This is a genomic window from Actinacidiphila rubida (assembly GCF_900110255.1).
Lineage (GTDB): Bacteria > Actinomycetota > Actinomycetes > Streptomycetales > Streptomycetaceae > Actinacidiphila > Actinacidiphila rubida.
The window spans coordinates 31,145-45,874 of the sequence record NZ_FODD01000009.1 but is presented as its reverse complement, the minus strand read 5'-3'; the positions used below and the strand labels follow the sequence as shown (position 1 = coordinate 45,874).

Here is a 14,730-nt window from a genome sequence, read left to right as displayed (position 1 = left end):
GGAACGACGCGCCCGCACAGCGGTGTGTCGCCCCGCGAGAGGGGGTAAAGAGCCTTGATCACCCCGGGCTCGGCGCGCGAGCACCTGGTGGACGCACGTGAGGGAGCACGGATGACGGCGACGGTCCAGGAGCGCCTGACCGCGCGCCTGTCGTCCCGCTGGGTGCGCAGCGGCGTGGCGGCCCTGGCCGGCGCGGTGCCCGCGCTGGCGTTCCCGGCCCCCTCGCTGTGGTGGCTGGCCTATGTCGCGCTGGTGCCGTGGATGCTGCTCGTCCGCTCGGCGCCCACCGCCAGGCGCGCCGCGCTGGACGGCTGGTTCGGCGGCGCGGGCTTCATGATGGCCGTCCACCACTGGCTGCTGCCGAGCCTGAACGTGTTCATCGTCGTCCTCGCCCTGATCCTGGGGGCGCTCTGGGCGCCCTGGGGCTGGCTCGTGCGACGGCTGCTCGGCGCGGCCGCCGGCCCCGCCCAGGTCGCCTCCGCGGTGGTCCTGGTGCCGTGCGGCTGGCTGATGGTGGAGCTGGTCCGCTCCTGGCAGGGCCTGGGCGGGCCGTGGGGCCTGCTGGGCGCCAGCCAGTACGAGGTGCGGCCCGCGCTGCGGCTGGCGTCCGTCGGCGGGGTGTGGCTCGTCAGCTTCCTGGTGGTGCTGCTGAACACCTCGGTGACCGCGCTGATCGCGCTGCCGCGGGCACGGCGGCCGGCGGTCGGCGGCCTTCTCGCGGCCGCCGTCCTCACGACCGGCGTCGCCCTGTGGGCGCCGCGCCCGCAGCAGTCGGGCTCGGTGCGCATCGCGGTCGTCCAGCCCGGCGTCATGCCCGACGGCGACAGCCGTCTGGACCGCGAGATCGCGCTCACCCAGCAACTCGTCGGCACCCACCCCGACCTGGTGGTGTGGGGCGAGAGCAGCATCGGCGTCGACCTGTCCACGCGCGCCGACGTCGCCAACCGGCTGGCGTCGCTGTCCTCCGAGGTCGGCGCCGACCTGCTGGTGAACGTCGACGCCCCCAAGGCCGACGGCTCGGGCATCTCCAAGACCTCCGAACTCGTCGGCCCGCTCGGGGTGACCGGCCCGACGTACGACAAGATGCGGCTGGTCCCGTTCGGCGAGTACATCCCGATGAGGTCGCTGCTCGGCTGGGCCACCTCGGTCGGCAAGGCCGCCGACCAGAACCGCAGGCCCGGCACCCGGCAGGTCGTGATGGACGCGCACGGGCTGCGCTTCGCGCCGCTGGTGTGCTTCGAGACCGCGTTCCCCGACATGAGCCGGCACCTGGCGGGCGACGGCGCGCAGGTGCTGGTCGCCCAGTCCTCGACGTCGTCGTTCCAGGACAGCTGGGCGCCGGCGCAGCACGCCTCGCTGGCCGCCCTGCGGGCCGCGGAGACGTGGCGGCCGATGGTGCACGCCACGCTCACCGGCATCAGTGCCGTCTACGACGCCGACGGGCGGCCCGTGGGCCACCGCGTCGGCACCCGCAGCGTCGCCGCGACCGTGTACCAGGTGCCGCTGGCCACCGGTGTCAGCCCCTACGTCCGGTTCGGGGACTGGGTGCCGCACCTGGCGCTGCTGCTGGTGCTGGTGGCGGCCGCCTACGAGGCGACGCGGCTGGTCAGGCGACCGGCTCCGGCGCTGCCTGGTCAATCTCCGTGACGATGCGCTCGCACAGCTCGTGGGTGCGCAGCGCGTCCCGCGCGTCCAGCACGGTGCCGGCGCGGACCGCATCCAGGAACGCCAGGGTGATCTGCTCGATACCGCGCTGGCGGGCCACCGGCACCCAGTCGCCCCGGCGGCGGATCGTCGGCTGACCCTTGTGGTCGACGACCTCGGCGAGGTTGACCACCTGCCGGCGGGCGTCGTCGCCGCTGACGTCCAGGCTCTCCTCGACCGAGCCGCTCATCCGGTTCATCGAGCCGACGGCGGTGAAGCCGTCACCGGACAGCTGGAGCACGAGGTGGTGCACCAGCCCGTCCCGCACGCGGGCGTTGACGGTGACCCGGTCCACGGTGCCGGGCGCCAGGAACCGCAGGGTGTCGACGACGTGCACGAAGTCGTCGAAGACCATGGTCCGCGGCGCCTCGGCCAGACCGACCCGGTTCTTCTGCATCAGCACCAGGTGCCGCGGCTGGTCCAGGCACTGCGCGTAGCCCGGCGCGTAGCGCCGGTTGAAGCCGACCATCAGCGACACCCGCCGCCGCTCGGCCAGTTCGACGACCTGCCGGGCGCCGGCCAGGTCGTAGGCGAGCGGCTTGTCGACGTAGGTGGGGACGCCCGCCTCGATGAGGCGCTCGGCGATCGCCACGTGGTGCTCCGTCGGGGCGTGCACGAAGGCCGCGTCCAGGTCCTGGCCGAGGAGCGCGTCCAGGGTGGTGTGGCGGTGCGGCAGCCGCAGCGCGTCGCCGACCCGCTCCAGCGTGGCCGGAGTGCGGGTCTGCAGGTGCAGCTCCAGGCCGGGCTGGGCGGCGAGCACCGGCAGGTACGCCTTCTGTGCGATGTCGCCGAGGCCGATGACGCCGATCCTCAGCGGGGCGCTGCCGGATGCCATGCGTGCTCCTGTCGTGTGCGTCGGTTCCGCCGTGCGCCGGGCCGCGAAGGTCCCCGGCGCGGGCGTCACCGCAGCATACGGGCACCCTGGTGGCGATCCGCCGGGCGCCCGGGTCCCGGTCCTGCGCCCCGCGCCACCCGTGCGGGTGAAGTGCGGGCGTGCGAGGGCCGAACGGTCACTCGGACGGGGAGTACCGGGTGGGCACGCGCCCGGGCAGAGTGGATCAAGTGCACCGACTGCCCCGGCCGTTCGCCCGCCGGCTCCCCCACCGCCTTCCCCTCCTGGTGGCCGTGCTGGCCGTTCTGGCGGTAGGGGCAGCCGGGTGCGCGACGGTCACCGCTTCCCCGTCGCGGCACGACGGCGGCCCGCGGCCGTCCGCCCGTGAACAGGGGGCCTCACCGGGCGCGGACGGTGACGTGCCGCGCCGGCCGCCCGCCCACCAGGTGCTGGACACCACGGGCGCGAGGCCGCCCGGCCCGGATCGCGCGCCCCTGCCGTCGGGCCGGGCGGTGGCCGCCGGCGGTGACGGACCGCGCCACGGTGCGCTGCCGCGGGCGCCGCACCGGACCGGTGCGGCGCCCGCCGTGCCGCCGCCGTCGCTGCCGCCCCTGCCCTCGCTGCCGTCCGCGGCCCGGGCGTGCGATCTGGGCCGGGAGTACGGGGGTTGGGGCGCGGGCGGCGCCGCGGCCCGCGCCTGCCGCGGGGCCATCGGGCCGCTCGGGCTCGGCGGCACGCCGCCCGGCCCCGCGCGCCGGCGGCGCTGAACGGCGAGCCGTCAGCCCGCGGTCACCGCCAGGTCGTGGATGCGCCAGTCGATCGGCTCGTGGCCCTGGGCCTTGACCGCCTCGTCGATCCGGGTGAACGGCCGGCTGCCCATGAAGAGCTTGGCCGACAGCGGCGACGGGTGGGCGCCCTGGATCACGGCGTGCCGCTCGGTGTCGATCAGCGGGAGCTTCTTCTTCGCGTAGTTGCCCCACAGCACGAACACCGCGGGGTCGGGCCGCGCCGAGACGGCCGAGATCACCGCGTCGGTGAACTTCTCCCAGCCCCGGCCCTTGTGCGAGTTGGCCTCGCCCTCCCGCACCGTGAGCACCGCGTTGAGCAGCAGCACGCCCTGCTCGGCCCACGGCATCAGGTAGCCGTTGTCGGGGATCGGGTGGCCGAGTTCGTCCCGCAGCTCCTTGAAGATGTTCCGCAGCGAGGGCGGGGTCTTCACACCGGGGCGGACGGAGAAGCACAGGCCGTGCCCCTGGCCCTCACCGTGGTACGGGTCCTGGCCGAGGATCAGCACCTTCACGCGGTCGAACGGGGTCGCCTCCAGCGCGGCGAACACCTGCTCCTCGGGCGGGAAGACACGGTGCCCGTACCGCTCGTCGGCGACGAACTGGGTGAGCTCCTGGAAGTAGGACTTGTCCAACTCCCCGCCGAGGGCGGCCTGCCAGGAGTCGGGCAGCATCATGGGCACGTCGGGAACCTCCGGTCGGTGATCCGTTTGCTGTCCCCGAACATAGCCCCACCCACCGACAGTGCCCGCCCGCGGTCGGCGGGCGGGCACTGCGGTGCGCGGGCGGACCCGTGACGTCGCCCGTCAGGCGCCCGTCACGGGGCGGTCAGGCGCCCGTCAGGCGCCGGCCTTCAGGAACAGGCCGCCGTCCACGACCAGGTTCTGCCCGGTGACCCAGGCGGCCTGCTCGGAGAGCAGGAACGCGGCGGCACCGCCGATGTCCTCGGGCACGCCGAGCCGGCCCAGCGGGTAGCCGGCCGCGGCCTCCTCCTCACGGCCCTCGTACAGGGCGGCCGCGAACTTCGTCTTCACCACCGCCGGGGCGATGGAGTTGACCCGCACGCCCGGCGCCATCTCGGCGGCCAGCTGCACGGTGAGGTTGACCATGGCGGCCTTGCTCATGCCGTACGCGCCGATGAACGGGGAGGGCGCGAGACCGGCGATGGACGCGATGTTGACGATCGCGCCGCCGTTCTCCTTCTGCCACGCCTTCCACGTCTGCTGCGCGAAGCCGAGCGCGGAGATCACGTTGGTCTCGTAGACCTTGCGGGCCACGCCGAGGTCGAGGTCGGCCAGCAGGCCGTACACCGGGTTGGTGCCGGCGTTGTTGGCGAGGTAGTCGATCCGGCCGAACGCCTCCATGGTGCGCTCGACGGCGATCGCCTGGTGGGCCTCGTCGTGCGCCTTGCCGGCGACGCCGATGACCCGCGGCTCCGCCGAGCCGCCGGGCGCGGCGGCGCTGAGCCGTTCGACGGCCTCCTTGAGGGCGTCCTCGTTGCGTCCGGTGATGCAGACGCGGTCGCCGCGGGCGACGAGTGCTTCGGCGATGCCGTAGCCGATGCCCCGGCTGGCGCCGGTGACGAGGGCGGCACGGCCGGATCCGGAAGTGGGCTGAGTCATGTCGTTGGCCTTCGTGCGCGTCAGTTGAGGGGACCGCCGGCCACGTACATGACCTGGCCGGAGACGAAGCCGGCCGCGTCGCCGGTGAAGAAGGCGATCGCGTTGGCGACGTCGTCGGGGCGCCCGACGCGCTGGACGGGGATCTGGGTGGCGGCGGCGGCCTGGAACTCCTCGAAGCCCATGCCGACCCGGGCCGCGGTCGCCGCGGTCATGTCGGTGGCGATGAAGCCCGGGGCGACCGCGTTGGCGGTGACGCCGAACTTGCCCAGCTCGATCGCCAGGGTCTTGGTGAAGCCCTGCATACCGGCCTTGGCGGCGGAGTAGTTGACCTGCCCCCGGTTGCCGAGCGCGGAGGACGAGGAGAGGTTGACGACGCGGCCGAACTTGGCGTCGACCATGTACTTCTGCACCGCGCGGGTCATCAGGAACGCGCCGCGCAGGTGGACGCCCATGACCGTGTCCCAGTCGGAGGCGGTCATCTTGAACAGCAGGTTGTCGCGGAGCACGCCGGCGTTGTTGACCAGGATGGTGGGCGCGCCCAGCTCCTCGGCGACGCGGGCCACGGCGGCCTCGACCTGGGCCTCGTCGGACACGTCGGCGCCGACCGCGATCGCCCGACCGCCGGCCGCGGTGATCGCCTCGACGGTCTCCTTGCACGCCCCCTCGTCGAGGTCGAGTACGGCGACGGCGCGGCCTTCCGCGGCCAGCCGCACCGCGGTGGCGGCGCCGATGCCGCGGGCGGCGCCGGTGACGATCGCGACGCGCTGCTCGGTGGTGGACATCTGTGTCTCCTCAGCCCGGTGAGGCGGCCGCCCATGCACTCTGACACATGAGCGACCGCTTAGTAGGTCCCGTACGCGAAACCGTAGGAGTGCCGTGACCCAGTGTCAACGCCACCACGGCGGATGTGTGCGAAGGCACGGGCGAACCGCGGGCGGCACGCCCCGCACCGGCCTTCAGCGCACCAGCAGTTCCAGCAGCCGGTCCGCCTCGTGGTTCGCGTCGGAGGTCAGCCCGGTGTGGATGGGCCCGGGCTGGACGATCGTGCTGCGCGGCGCGGTCAGCCAGCGGAAGCGGCGGCCCGGATCGTCCTCGGCCGCCTGCCCCGCGCGGGCGCCGCCCGCACAGATGCCCTGGTAGCCGCGCAGCGCCGCCCGCACGCCGTCCACGTCCACGTCCGGATCGAGGCAGCGCAGCCGCGCCTCGTCGAGGTGCACGCGCGCGCCGACGTAGCTCTGCGCCCTGCAGTACACCAGGACACCGGCATTGATCATCTCGCCGCGCTCGATCCGCGGCACCACGCGCACCAGCGCGTACTCGAAGACGTCCCGCCCGTTCACTCGGCGCCCCCGCTCTTCTTGTCGGCGTGTCCTTCGACCCACGGCCTCAGCCACTCGGGCGGCGGCTGCTTCTCGCGGCGCCCGGGCGCGGTGGTGATCCGCAGGTGGACGTCCTGGGCACGGGCGCCGAGGATCCGGGCGTAGGCACGTCGCACGTCGTCGGGGGTGTCGAACCCGGGCTCGTCGACCAGCCACTCGTCGGGGACGAGTCCGGTCACCCCGGCGAGCAGGTCCTCGGTCACCAGGGCGCCCAACTCGCCCGCCACCGCGGCGGGTTCGGGGTCGAAGCGGGACAGGGCGTGGTCGGACGCGTCGTACGGGCGCGCCGTCGCGGACTCGGCGGAACGCCAGTTGTGGTGCCAGATGAGGGAGGCGCCGTGGTCGATGAGCCACAAGTCCCTGTGCCAGACCAGCATGTTAGGATTCCGCCACGACCGGTCGACGTTGCCGATGAGGGCGTCGAACCAGACGATGCGGCTCGCCTCCGCGGGATCCACGGTGAACACCAGGGGATCGAACCCGAGGGAGCCGGGCAGGAAGTCCATCCCGAGGTTGAGCCCGCCGCTCGCCTTCAGCAGGTCCTGGATCTCCTGGTCGGGTTCGCCCAGCCCGATCACCGGGTCGAAGTCGAACCGCACGAGTTCGGGCACGCGCAGGCCCAGCCGCCTGCCGAGTTCACCGGCGATCACCTCGGCCACCAGCGCCTTGCGGCCCTGGGCCGCGCCGCTGAACTTCACCACGTAGGTACCGAGGTCGTCGGCCTCGACCACACCGGGCACCGAGCCGCCTTCACGCAGCGGCGTCACATAGCGGATGCCCGTCACTTCTCTCAACATCCCCCCAGGCTAATGCGGGGAGGATCCCCGTTATGGACATGATCACTTCTGCCGACGCACCCTCCTCCTCCCCGGCCGCCGCCGCGTACCCGGCGCAGGTCGCCCGCACGCAGCGTTACTCGCTCGGCGTGCCCGGGGCGTTCACGCTCTCCGCCGACGGCTCGGCCGTCCTCTTCCTGCGCACCCGCGGTCCCGAGGACCGCGTCAGCTGCCTGTGGCTGTTCGACGGCGACCGGGAACGGCTGCTGGTGGACCCGGCCGCGCTCGCCGCGGGCACCGGCGAGGTGCCGGAGGCCGAGCGCGTCCGCAGGGAGCGCGCCCGCGAGCGCGCCCGGGGCATCGTCGCCTACGACGCCTCCCCGGACCTGGACACGGTCGTGTTCGCGCTCGACGGCGCCCTGTGGTGCCTGGAGCCGGCACGGGACGGGAGCCCGCGGCCGGTGCCCACCGCGGGCCCGGTGACGGAGCCGCGGCTCGCCCCGCGCGGGCGCGGTGTCGCCTACGTCAGCGGCGGCGCCCTGCACGTCGCGGACCTCGACGGCGGGCCGGGCCGCGAACTGGCCGTCCCCGAACGCGCGGACGTGAGGTACGGGCTCGCCGAGCACGTCGCGGCCGAGTCCATGGGCCGCCACCGCGGCTACTGGTGGGCGCCGGACGGGCAGCGGCTGCTGGTCGCACGGGTGGACGAGGCCCGGGTGCAGCGCTGGTGGATCGCCGACGCCGCGAACCCGTCGCGGCCGCCGCGCGAGACGGCGTACCCGGCCGCGGGCACCACCAACGCGGACGTGTCGCTGGCCGTGTTCGGGCTGGACGGGACCCGGACCGAGGTCGTCTGGGACCGGGCCGCGTTCGAGTACCTCGCCACCGCCGGCTGGGACGCCCACGGTCCGCTGCTGAGCGTGCAGAGCCGCGACCAGCGCACCGTCCAGGTGCTCGCGGCGGATCCCGGGACCGGCGCCACCCGGTTGCTGCATGAACGGACGGACCCCGCGTGGGTGCAGCTGGTCCCGGGCACACCGGCCAGGACGGCGTCCGGCGCCCTGGTGCACACCATCGACGACGGCGGAACCCGCCGGCTCACCGTCGACGGCCGGCCGGTCACGCCCGAGGGGCTGCAGATCCAGTCCGTCGAGCAGGTCGCGGGCGAGTCCGTGCTGTTCACCGCCGTCGACGAGCCGACCGAGTCGCACCTGTGGTCGTACACCCCGCAGGAGGCACCGCTGCGGCTGAGCCCGGAACCGGGCCTGCACACCGGGCAGCGCGCGGCCGGCACCCTCCTGCTCGCCTCGCGCACCGACGACGGGCCGCGGTTCCGGCTGCTCTCCGGCGAGGGTGCCCCGCGGCCGATCGCGTGCCTGGCGGCCGAGCCGGTCACCCCGCCGCGCGTCACCTGGCTGCGGGCCGGCGACACGGAGATCCGCACCGCGCTGCTGCTGCCCTCGTGGCACCGGCCGGGCGCGGCACCGCTGCCCGTGCTGCTCGCGCCCTATGCCGGCCCCGCCCAGCGGTTGGTGCTGCGCGGCCGGAACTGGCCGCTGTGCGAGGCGCAGTGGTTCGCCGAGGAGGGCTTCGCGGTGATCGTCGCGGACGGCCGGGGCACGCCGGGGCGCGGCCCGCGGTGGGAGAAGAGCGTGCACCTCGACACGCTCGCCGCCCCGCTCGACGACCAGGTGACCGCGCTGCACGCGGCCGCCGCGCACTGCCCCGACCTCGACCTGGAACGGGTCGGCATCCGTGGCTGGTCCTACGGCGGCACCCTCGCCGCGGCCGCGGTGCTGCGCCGTCCCGACGTCTTCCACGCCGCGGTCTGCGGCGCCGGGCCCAGCGACCAGCGCCTGTACGACACGCACTGGCGCGAGCGTTTCCTCGGCCACCCCGACGAGCACCCGGAGGCCTACGAGCGCTCGTCGCCGATCAACGAGGCGGCGGCGCTGCGGCGGCCGCTGCTGCTGGTGCACGGGATGGCCGACGACAACGTGGTCGCCGCGCACACGTTGCGGATGTCGGCGGCGCTGCTGGCCGCGCACCGTCCGCACCAGGTGCTTCCGATGTCCGACGTCACCCACGGGCCCACCGATCCGGTGGTGGTGGAGGGGCTGTTGCGGCACCAGTTGAACTTCCTGCGCGCGTCGCTGAACGTTTCGCCGCCGCAGGCCGTATGAACGGTCACGCGTGACACGACGCGGCGGGCCGGCTCCGTGCCGGCCCGCCGGGCCCGACCAGTGGACAGGAAGCAGCTCATGGCCGAAACCCCAGGAATCCCCGAGTCCCCCACCCGCCGCACCATCGTCGCGGCGGCCGGAGGCGCGGGGCTCGCCGCCGTGCTCACCGCGTGCGGCTCCTCCTCGGACTCCGGTTCCGACGCCAGCCCCAGCGGGAGCGCGGCGTCCACGGACTCCTCCGACACCGGCTCCGCGGCGCCGTCCGGATCCGCTGCCCCTTCTTCCTCCTCCGGCTCCGGCGGCGGCACCCCCCTTGCCAAGACCTCCGAGATCCCGGTGGGCGGCGGCAAGGTCTTCGCCGACCAGAAGGTCGTCGTGACGCAGCCGGCCGCGGGACAGTTCAAGTGCTTCACGGCGATCTGCACCCACCAGGGCTGCACGGTCGCCGGCGTGTCCGGCGGCACCATCAACTGCCCGTGCCACGGCAGCAAGTTCCACGTCGCCGACGGCAGCGTGGCCAACGGCCCGGCGCAGGCGCCACTGGCGGCCCAGCAGGTCACGGTCTCCGGCGGCGAGATCTCGCTGGCCTGACCGCGGCGGTGGTCCGGCCGGTCCCCGTCAGCGGGTGTACCGGTCGGCCGACCGCCGCAGCGCGTCGACCGCCACCCGGATCGCGGGGCGGCGGTCGCCGTCCGCCCGCCAGACCGCGTAGACGTGGCGGCACATGGTCGAGTGGACCGGCACGATCCGCACGCCCTCGGGCATCGGGTCGCGGCCCAGCCGCGGCATGACGGCGACGCCGAGTCCGGCGGCGACCAGCGCCAGCACGGTGGCGTGCTCCTCCGCGTGGTGCGAGATGAGCGGCTCGATGCCCTTGCCGCGCAGCGTGAACAGCAGCCACTCGTGGCAGAACCCGCCGTCCGGCCAGGCGATCCACTCCTCGTCGGCCAGCTCGTCCAGCTCGATCTGCGGCCTGCCGTCAAGGCGGTGACCGACCGGCACCGCCACGTCCGCGATGTCGTCGAACAGCGGGGCCTTGGCGAGGCCGCCGGGCAGCGACAGCGGCTTGTTGTACCAGTCGAGGACGACCGCCAGGTCGATGTCGCCGCGGACCAGCCGGGCCAGCTGGTCCTGCGGCTCCAGCTCGTGGACGACGGTGCGCAGCTGGGGGTGGGCGCGGCGCAGCTCGGTCAGCGCGGCGGGGAACAGCCCGCGCACGGCCGTGGGGAACGCGCCGGCCCGCAGCTCGCCGACCGCCGCGCCCCGGTGCGCCTCCAGGTCGGAGTGGGCCAGCTCGACGAGGGAGAGTATCCGTTCGGCGTGCCCGGACAGCAGGCGCCCGGCGTCCGTCAGGCGCACCCCGCGGCCGTTCTTGGCGAGCAGCGACTGGCCGGTCTCCCGCTCCAGCTTGGCCATCTGCTGCGACACGGCGGAGGTGGTGACGCTCAGCACGTCCGCGGCGGCGCTCACCGACCCGTAGGTGTCGATCGCGTGCAGGATGCGGAGGCGCTCCAGGCTCAACATGTAAGCGATCCTACGGTGTCTGTGTACGAATTCTCGCTTGTTCTACGACGTCGCTCACGTCATCGTGGTGCCATGACCGCACCGGCCGAGACCCCGAGCACTGCGCCCGCAGCCCCCGCACCCGCGACGGCACCCACCGCACCCCCGCCCCCGGCCGCGTCGACCGCGCCGGCTCCCTCCGCTCCCTCCGCCGCCTCCGCCGCCCCGGCTCCTTCGGCGCTCTCCGCCGTGCGCGTCCTGCGGGGCTTCACCGACTGGCGGGTGCGCTTCGCCGCGCTCGGCCTGGTGTGGGGCTTCAGCTTCCTGTTCATGAAGGTGGGCAACGAGGCGTTCGCGCCCCTGCAGGTCACCCTGGGCCGGATGGTGTTCGGCACCGCGGTGCTCGCCACCGCGGTGGCGGTCAAGCGGGAGCGGCTGCCGCGCGGACGGCGCGTGTGGCTGCACCTGCTCGTCGCGTCCTTCTTCCTCAACTCGCTGCCGTTCACGCTCTTCGCGACGGCCGAGCAGACGATCCCGTCGATGCTGGCCGGCATCTGCAACGCGGCGACGCCGCTCTTCTCGATGCTGGTGTCGGTCGTCGCGCTCTCGGAGGACCGGCCGTCGCGGCAGCGCTTCGCCGGCGTGGGGCTGGGCTTCGCCGGGGTGCTGACCGTGCTCGGCGCCTGGCAGGGGTTCTCCGGCGAGGATCCCAAGGGCACGGTCATGGCGCTGACCGCGGCCGTCAGCTACGCGGTCGGCTGGGCGTACGTGCGGCGGACCCTGACCAACTCGGGTGCCTCCAACCTGGCCATGTCCGCCAGTCAGTTGATGCTGGGCACCCTGCAACTCGTCGTGGTGACACCGTTCTTCACCTCGCTGCCCACGTCCTATCCGGCGAAGTCGGTGCTGTCGGTGCTGGCACTGGGCGCGCTCGGCACCGGGATCGCGTTCCTCGTGCAGTACGGCCTGGTCGCGGAGAAGGGGCCGACGATCGGCGCGATGGTCACCTACCTCATACCGATCGTGGCCACCGCGGCCGGCGTGCTCCTGCTCGGCGAGTCGCTGAGCTGGAACGAGCCGGTCGGCGCGGTGGTCATCCTGATCGGCGCGGCCCTCACGCAGCGGCGGCCCAAGGCGCTCCGGAGTCAGGCGTAGCGGCTCGCCCCGGCCGGGCGCAGCACGGCGGCGACGGCGTCGGCCAGCGGCTCGATGTCCTCGTGCGCCAGCGGTGAGACGGTCAGCCGGATCCCCGGTGCCGAGCGGGCGCGGAAGCGGGCGCCGGGCGCGACGGCCCAGCCGTGCTGCAGCAGCCCGGCCACCGCGCCGGTCTCGTCGGAGACCGGCACCCAGATGTTCATGCCGCTGCGGCCGTGGGCGGCGACGCCCCGGTCGGCGAGCGCCCGCAGCAGCGCCTCGCGCCGGGCGGTGTAGGAGCGGGCGGTGGCGTCCACGTCCACGGCGTCGTTCCGCCACAGGTGGACGACCGTGCGCTGCAGCAGGTGGCTGACCCAGCCCGCGCCGAGCCGGTACCGGCCGCGCACCCGGTCGACGGTCAGCGCGTCCCCGGTGGAGACGGCGAGCCGCAGGTCCGGCCCGTAGGCCTTGGCGGTCGAGCGCACCAGGGCCCAGTGCTCGGTGGCACCGGCCAGACAGTGCAGCGGCAGGTCGGTCAGCCCGTGCACGTGGTCGTCGTCGATGACCAGGACGTCCCGGTGGGCGGCCAGCAACTCCCGCAGCTCGGCCGCCCGTTCGGCGGACAGTGCGGCGCCGGTCGGATTCTGGCCGCGGTCGGTGACGACCAGCGCCCGCGCGCCGCCGGCCAGGGCCCGGGCCACGTCCGCGACGAGCGGCCCCTCGTCGTCGACGCCGACCGGGACGGCACGCAGGCCCATCGCCGGCACCAGGTCGAGCACGCTCCCCCATCCCGGATCCTCGACGGCCACCGCGTCGCCCGGGCGCAGGTGTGCGGCCAGCACCCGCTCGATGGCGTCCAGCGACCCGGAGGTGAGGCTGATCGGGCCGTCGGGCACGCCGTCGGCGTCGAAGGCGGCGCGGGCCAGGGCGCCCAGTTCGGCGTCGACGGGTGCCGAACCGTAGAGGACCGGCGCCTGCGCGTGGTGCACGGCGGCGGCGGCCAGGGCGTCGGCCAGCGGGGGCAGCAGGGCGGTGTCGGGGTTGCCGGTGGAGATGTCCCGGGCCCGCGCGGGCACATCGATCCTGATCTCGTCGCGAGGCGCGGTCGCGGGCCGCGACCGCACCCGGCTGCCGCGCCGCCCGGCGGTCTCGATCACCCCGCGGTCGCGCAGCAGCCGGTACGCGGCGGCGACCGTGTTGGGGTTGACGTCCAGCGCGCGGGCCAGCTCGCGCAGCGGCGGCAGGGTCTCGCCGGGCGGCAGCGCACCCGACCCGACGGCACTCTCGATGCTGGCGGCGATAGCCGATGCGCCCCGGCCGGTGATCCGATACTCTCCTAGCACAAACGACATTATGCACTAGTGCAAAGGACTTCGCTAGTCATGACCCGGGACCCAGCGCCGCCTGCCGCCGACTACCCTCCCACCGCCCGCACCACACCCACGCGTCTGCGCGAACGCGCCGCCTACGACCGCGCGCTGGTGCACGGCATCCTCGACGCCGGCTACCTGTGCCACCTCGGCTTCGTCCGCGACGGGGCGCCGGTCGTGCTGCCCACGCTCTACGCGCGGCACGGCGAACGGCTGTACGTGCACGGCTCCACGGGCGCGCGCCCGCTGCGGGCGGCAGCCGTCGAGGCGGGGCTGGCGGTGTGCCTGACCGTCACCCACGTCGACGGCCTGGTGCTCGCCCGGTCCGCGTTCCACCACTCGATGAACTACCGCTCGGTCGTGGTGCACGGCACGGCCCACCAGGTCACCGACCCCGGGGAGCGCTCGCTCGCGCTCGACGCGATCGTCGACCAGGCGGTGCCCGGCAGGTCGGCGGACTCCCGCCGCGCCAACGCCAAGGAACTGGCCTCGACCGCCGTGCTGCGCCTGGACCTCGGCGAGGTCTCCGCCAAGGTCCGCACCGGCGGCCCGAGCGACGAGCCGGAGGACGCCGGACTGCCGTACTGGACGGGCGTGGTGCCGGTGCGTCCTTCGTACGGTACGCCGGTCCCCGCCGACGACCTCGACCCCTCGATCGGCCTCCCCGGCTACCTCGCGCCGGGCGGCCCGCGCGGCACGGCCCGGACGGAGGAGGCCCCGTGCTGATCCACCCCTGGGACGAGCCCCTGGACGACGACGAGTGGCGGACCTGGCTGGCCTCCCACGACTTCGGGCAGCTCGCCGTCAACGGCCTCGACGGCGCACCGCCGTTCGTCCAGCCCGTCCACTTCCTCTACGACCCCGCGCCGGGCGACCACGGCGAGGCCGTCCTCCACCTGGCCCGCCCGAACCCGCTGTGGGCCGCCCTCGACGCGAGCCCGCACGTGACCCTGAGCGTGGTGGACGACTACGTCTTCGTCCCCGGCCACTGGACCGCGCTCCCCGACCAGCCCACCGACCACGGCACCCCGACGAGCTACTACGCGGCCGTCCAACTCCTCGCCGTGGCCCACGTCGTGGACGATCCGCGGGAGAAGGCGGAGCTGCTGCGACGGCAGACGGCGCACTTCCAGCCCGAGGGCGGCACCGCGCCCGTGACGGCCGGCGAAGCGCCCTTCGGCCGCCTGCTGCCGGGCCTGCGCGTGGTGCGGCTGGACGTCACCGCGGTCCGGGCCAAGTTCAAGTTCGGCGGCAACAAGCCGGAGTCGGTCCGTCACCGGATCACCGGCCTGCTGGCCGAACGCGGCGCCCCCGGGGACGCGGCCGCCCGCACCCACCAACTCCGCCGCGTCACACCGCAACCGCACGCGCCGGAGACGGACCCCGCGCGCACCGAGCGCTGAGCGCGAGGCACCGCCACTCCGCCGCGGAACGGCCACCGG

General features: G+C 74.4%; 15 protein-coding genes. 7 read left to right on the top strand and 8 right to left on the bottom strand.

Annotation, left to right across the window (positions count from 1 at the left end):
- Window positions 1-111 precede the first annotated feature (111 nt).
- A complete protein-coding gene (gene lnt / locus BMW99_RS11140) occupies window positions 112-1,647 on the top strand; it encodes an apolipoprotein N-acyltransferase (RefSeq protein WP_069466181.1) in 1,536 nt (511 codons plus the stop codon).
- Here the strand turns inward: lnt and BMW99_RS11135 are convergent.
- The gene (locus BMW99_RS11135) at window positions 1,607-2,518 is read right to left on the bottom strand and encodes a Gfo/Idh/MocA family protein (RefSeq protein ID WP_069466183.1); all 912 of its coding nucleotides are present in this window, start codon (window positions 2,516-2,518) and stop codon (window positions 1,607-1,609) included. The two genes, lnt and BMW99_RS11135, sit on opposite strands and share 41 nt — an antisense overlap.
- Window positions 2,519-2,766: 248 nt before the next feature.
- On the opposite strand from BMW99_RS11135, the gene BMW99_RS11130 reads away from it, so the two are divergent.
- Window positions 2,767-3,303 (top strand): hypothetical protein, encoded by a 537-nt coding sequence (locus tag BMW99_RS11130; RefSeq protein ID WP_075016719.1) that lies wholly within the window; start codon window positions 2,767-2,769, stop codon window positions 3,301-3,303.
- A gap of 11 nt (window positions 3,304-3,314) precedes the next feature.
- Here the strand turns inward: BMW99_RS11130 and ung are convergent, their stop codons facing one another.
- The 5 genes from ung to BMW99_RS11105 form a co-directional block, all read right to left on the bottom strand.
- Window positions 3,315-3,995, bottom strand: a complete 681-nt coding sequence (gene ung / locus BMW99_RS11125; RefSeq protein ID WP_176735499.1) for a uracil-DNA glycosylase — start codon at window positions 3,993-3,995, stop codon at window positions 3,315-3,317.
- 165 nt (window positions 3,996-4,160) lie between these two features.
- The gene (locus BMW99_RS11120) at window positions 4,161-4,943 is read right to left on the bottom strand and encodes an SDR family oxidoreductase (RefSeq protein ID WP_069463836.1); all 783 of its coding nucleotides are present in this window, start codon (window positions 4,941-4,943) and stop codon (window positions 4,161-4,163) included.
- Between the two features lie 20 nt (window positions 4,944-4,963).
- The gene (gene fabG / locus BMW99_RS11115) at window positions 4,964-5,725 is read right to left on the bottom strand and encodes a 3-oxoacyl-ACP reductase FabG (RefSeq protein WP_069463837.1); all 762 of its coding nucleotides are present in this window, start codon (window positions 5,723-5,725) and stop codon (window positions 4,964-4,966) included.
- Window positions 5,726-5,899: 174 nt separating this feature from the next.
- The gene (locus BMW99_RS11110) at window positions 5,900-6,283 is read right to left on the bottom strand and encodes a DUF3037 domain-containing protein (RefSeq protein ID WP_069463838.1); all 384 of its coding nucleotides are present in this window, start codon (window positions 6,281-6,283) and stop codon (window positions 5,900-5,902) included.
- Window positions 6,280-7,119, bottom strand: coding sequence for a HipA family kinase (locus BMW99_RS11105; RefSeq protein WP_069463839.1), 840 nt, complete (start codon window positions 7,117-7,119; stop codon window positions 6,280-6,282). The genes BMW99_RS11110 and BMW99_RS11105 overlap by 4 nt, the downstream gene beginning before the upstream one ends.
- Before the next feature lie 38 nt (window positions 7,120-7,157).
- Between BMW99_RS11105 and BMW99_RS11100 the strand changes: the two genes are divergently transcribed.
- Both BMW99_RS11100 and BMW99_RS11095 read left to right on the top strand, forming a co-directional pair.
- Window positions 7,158-9,281 (top strand): S9 family peptidase, encoded by a 2,124-nt coding sequence (locus tag BMW99_RS11100; RefSeq protein WP_407640284.1) that lies wholly within the window; start codon window positions 7,158-7,160, stop codon window positions 9,279-9,281.
- 78 nt (window positions 9,282-9,359) lie between these two features.
- Complete coding sequence (locus BMW99_RS11095) at window positions 9,360-9,872, top strand: Rieske (2Fe-2S) protein (protein WP_069463841.1); 513 nt, start codon at window positions 9,360-9,362, stop codon at window positions 9,870-9,872.
- A 27-nt stretch (window positions 9,873-9,899) separates the two neighbouring features.
- Here the strand turns inward: BMW99_RS11095 and BMW99_RS11090 are convergent, their stop codons facing one another.
- Window positions 9,900-10,805, bottom strand: coding sequence for a LysR family transcriptional regulator (locus BMW99_RS11090; RefSeq protein WP_075016718.1), 906 nt, complete (start codon window positions 10,803-10,805; stop codon window positions 9,900-9,902).
- A 72-nt stretch (window positions 10,806-10,877) separates the two neighbouring features.
- Here BMW99_RS11090 and BMW99_RS11085 point away from each other — a divergent pair, with 72 nt between their 5' ends.
- Complete coding sequence (locus BMW99_RS11085; RefSeq protein WP_075016717.1) at window positions 10,878-11,939, top strand: DMT family transporter; 1,062 nt, start codon at window positions 10,878-10,880, stop codon at window positions 11,937-11,939.
- Here the strand turns inward: BMW99_RS11085 and BMW99_RS11080 are convergent.
- Complete coding sequence (locus BMW99_RS11080; protein ID WP_069464877.1) at window positions 11,930-13,261, bottom strand: aminotransferase class I/II-fold pyridoxal phosphate-dependent enzyme; 1,332 nt, start codon at window positions 13,259-13,261, stop codon at window positions 11,930-11,932. The two genes, BMW99_RS11085 and BMW99_RS11080, sit on opposite strands and share 10 nt — an antisense overlap.
- Before the next feature lie 39 nt (window positions 13,262-13,300).
- Here BMW99_RS11080 and BMW99_RS11075 point away from each other — a divergent pair, with 39 nt between their 5' ends.
- On the top strand, window positions 13,301-14,014 hold the full coding sequence (locus tag BMW99_RS11075) for a pyridoxamine 5'-phosphate oxidase family protein (RefSeq protein WP_069464876.1): 714 nt from the start codon (window positions 13,301-13,303) through the stop codon (window positions 14,012-14,014).
- The gene (locus BMW99_RS11070; RefSeq protein WP_075016716.1) at window positions 14,008-14,691 is read left to right on the top strand and encodes an FMN-binding negative transcriptional regulator; all 684 of its coding nucleotides are present in this window, start codon (window positions 14,008-14,010) and stop codon (window positions 14,689-14,691) included. The genes BMW99_RS11075 and BMW99_RS11070 overlap by 7 nt, the downstream gene beginning before the upstream one ends.
- Window positions 14,692-14,730 lie beyond the last annotated feature (39 nt).

Bases quoted from the DNA above. Each gene is read 5' to 3' on its own strand.
- lnt (WP_069466181.1), top strand. From the start codon at position 112: ATGACGGCGACGGTCCAGGAGCGCCTGACCGCGCGCCTGTCGTCCCGC.
- ung (WP_176735499.1), bottom strand. From the start codon at position 3,995: ATGCTGCCCGACTCCTGGCAGGCCGCCCTCGGCGGGGAGTTGGACAAG.
- BMW99_RS11120 (WP_069463836.1), bottom strand. From the start codon at position 4,943: ATGACTCAGCCCACTTCCGGATCCGGCCGTGCCGCCCTCGTCACCGGC.
- fabG (WP_069463837.1), bottom strand. From the start codon at position 5,725: ATGTCCACCACCGAGCAGCGCGTCGCGATCGTCACCGGCGCCGCCCGC.
- BMW99_RS11105 (WP_069463839.1), bottom strand. From the start codon at position 7,119: ATGTTGAGAGAAGTGACGGGCATCCGCTATGTGACGCCGCTGCGTGAA.
- BMW99_RS11100 (WP_407640284.1), top strand. From the start codon at position 7,158: ATGATCACTTCTGCCGACGCACCCTCCTCCTCCCCGGCCGCCGCCGCG.
- BMW99_RS11095 (WP_069463841.1), top strand. From the start codon at position 9,360: ATGGCCGAAACCCCAGGAATCCCCGAGTCCCCCACCCGCCGCACCATC.
- BMW99_RS11090 (WP_075016718.1), bottom strand. From the start codon at position 10,805: ATGTTGAGCCTGGAGCGCCTCCGCATCCTGCACGCGATCGACACCTAC.
- BMW99_RS11085 (WP_075016717.1), top strand. From the start codon at position 10,878: ATGACCGCACCGGCCGAGACCCCGAGCACTGCGCCCGCAGCCCCCGCA.
- BMW99_RS11075 (WP_069464876.1), top strand. From the start codon at position 13,301: ATGACCCGGGACCCAGCGCCGCCTGCCGCCGACTACCCTCCCACCGCC.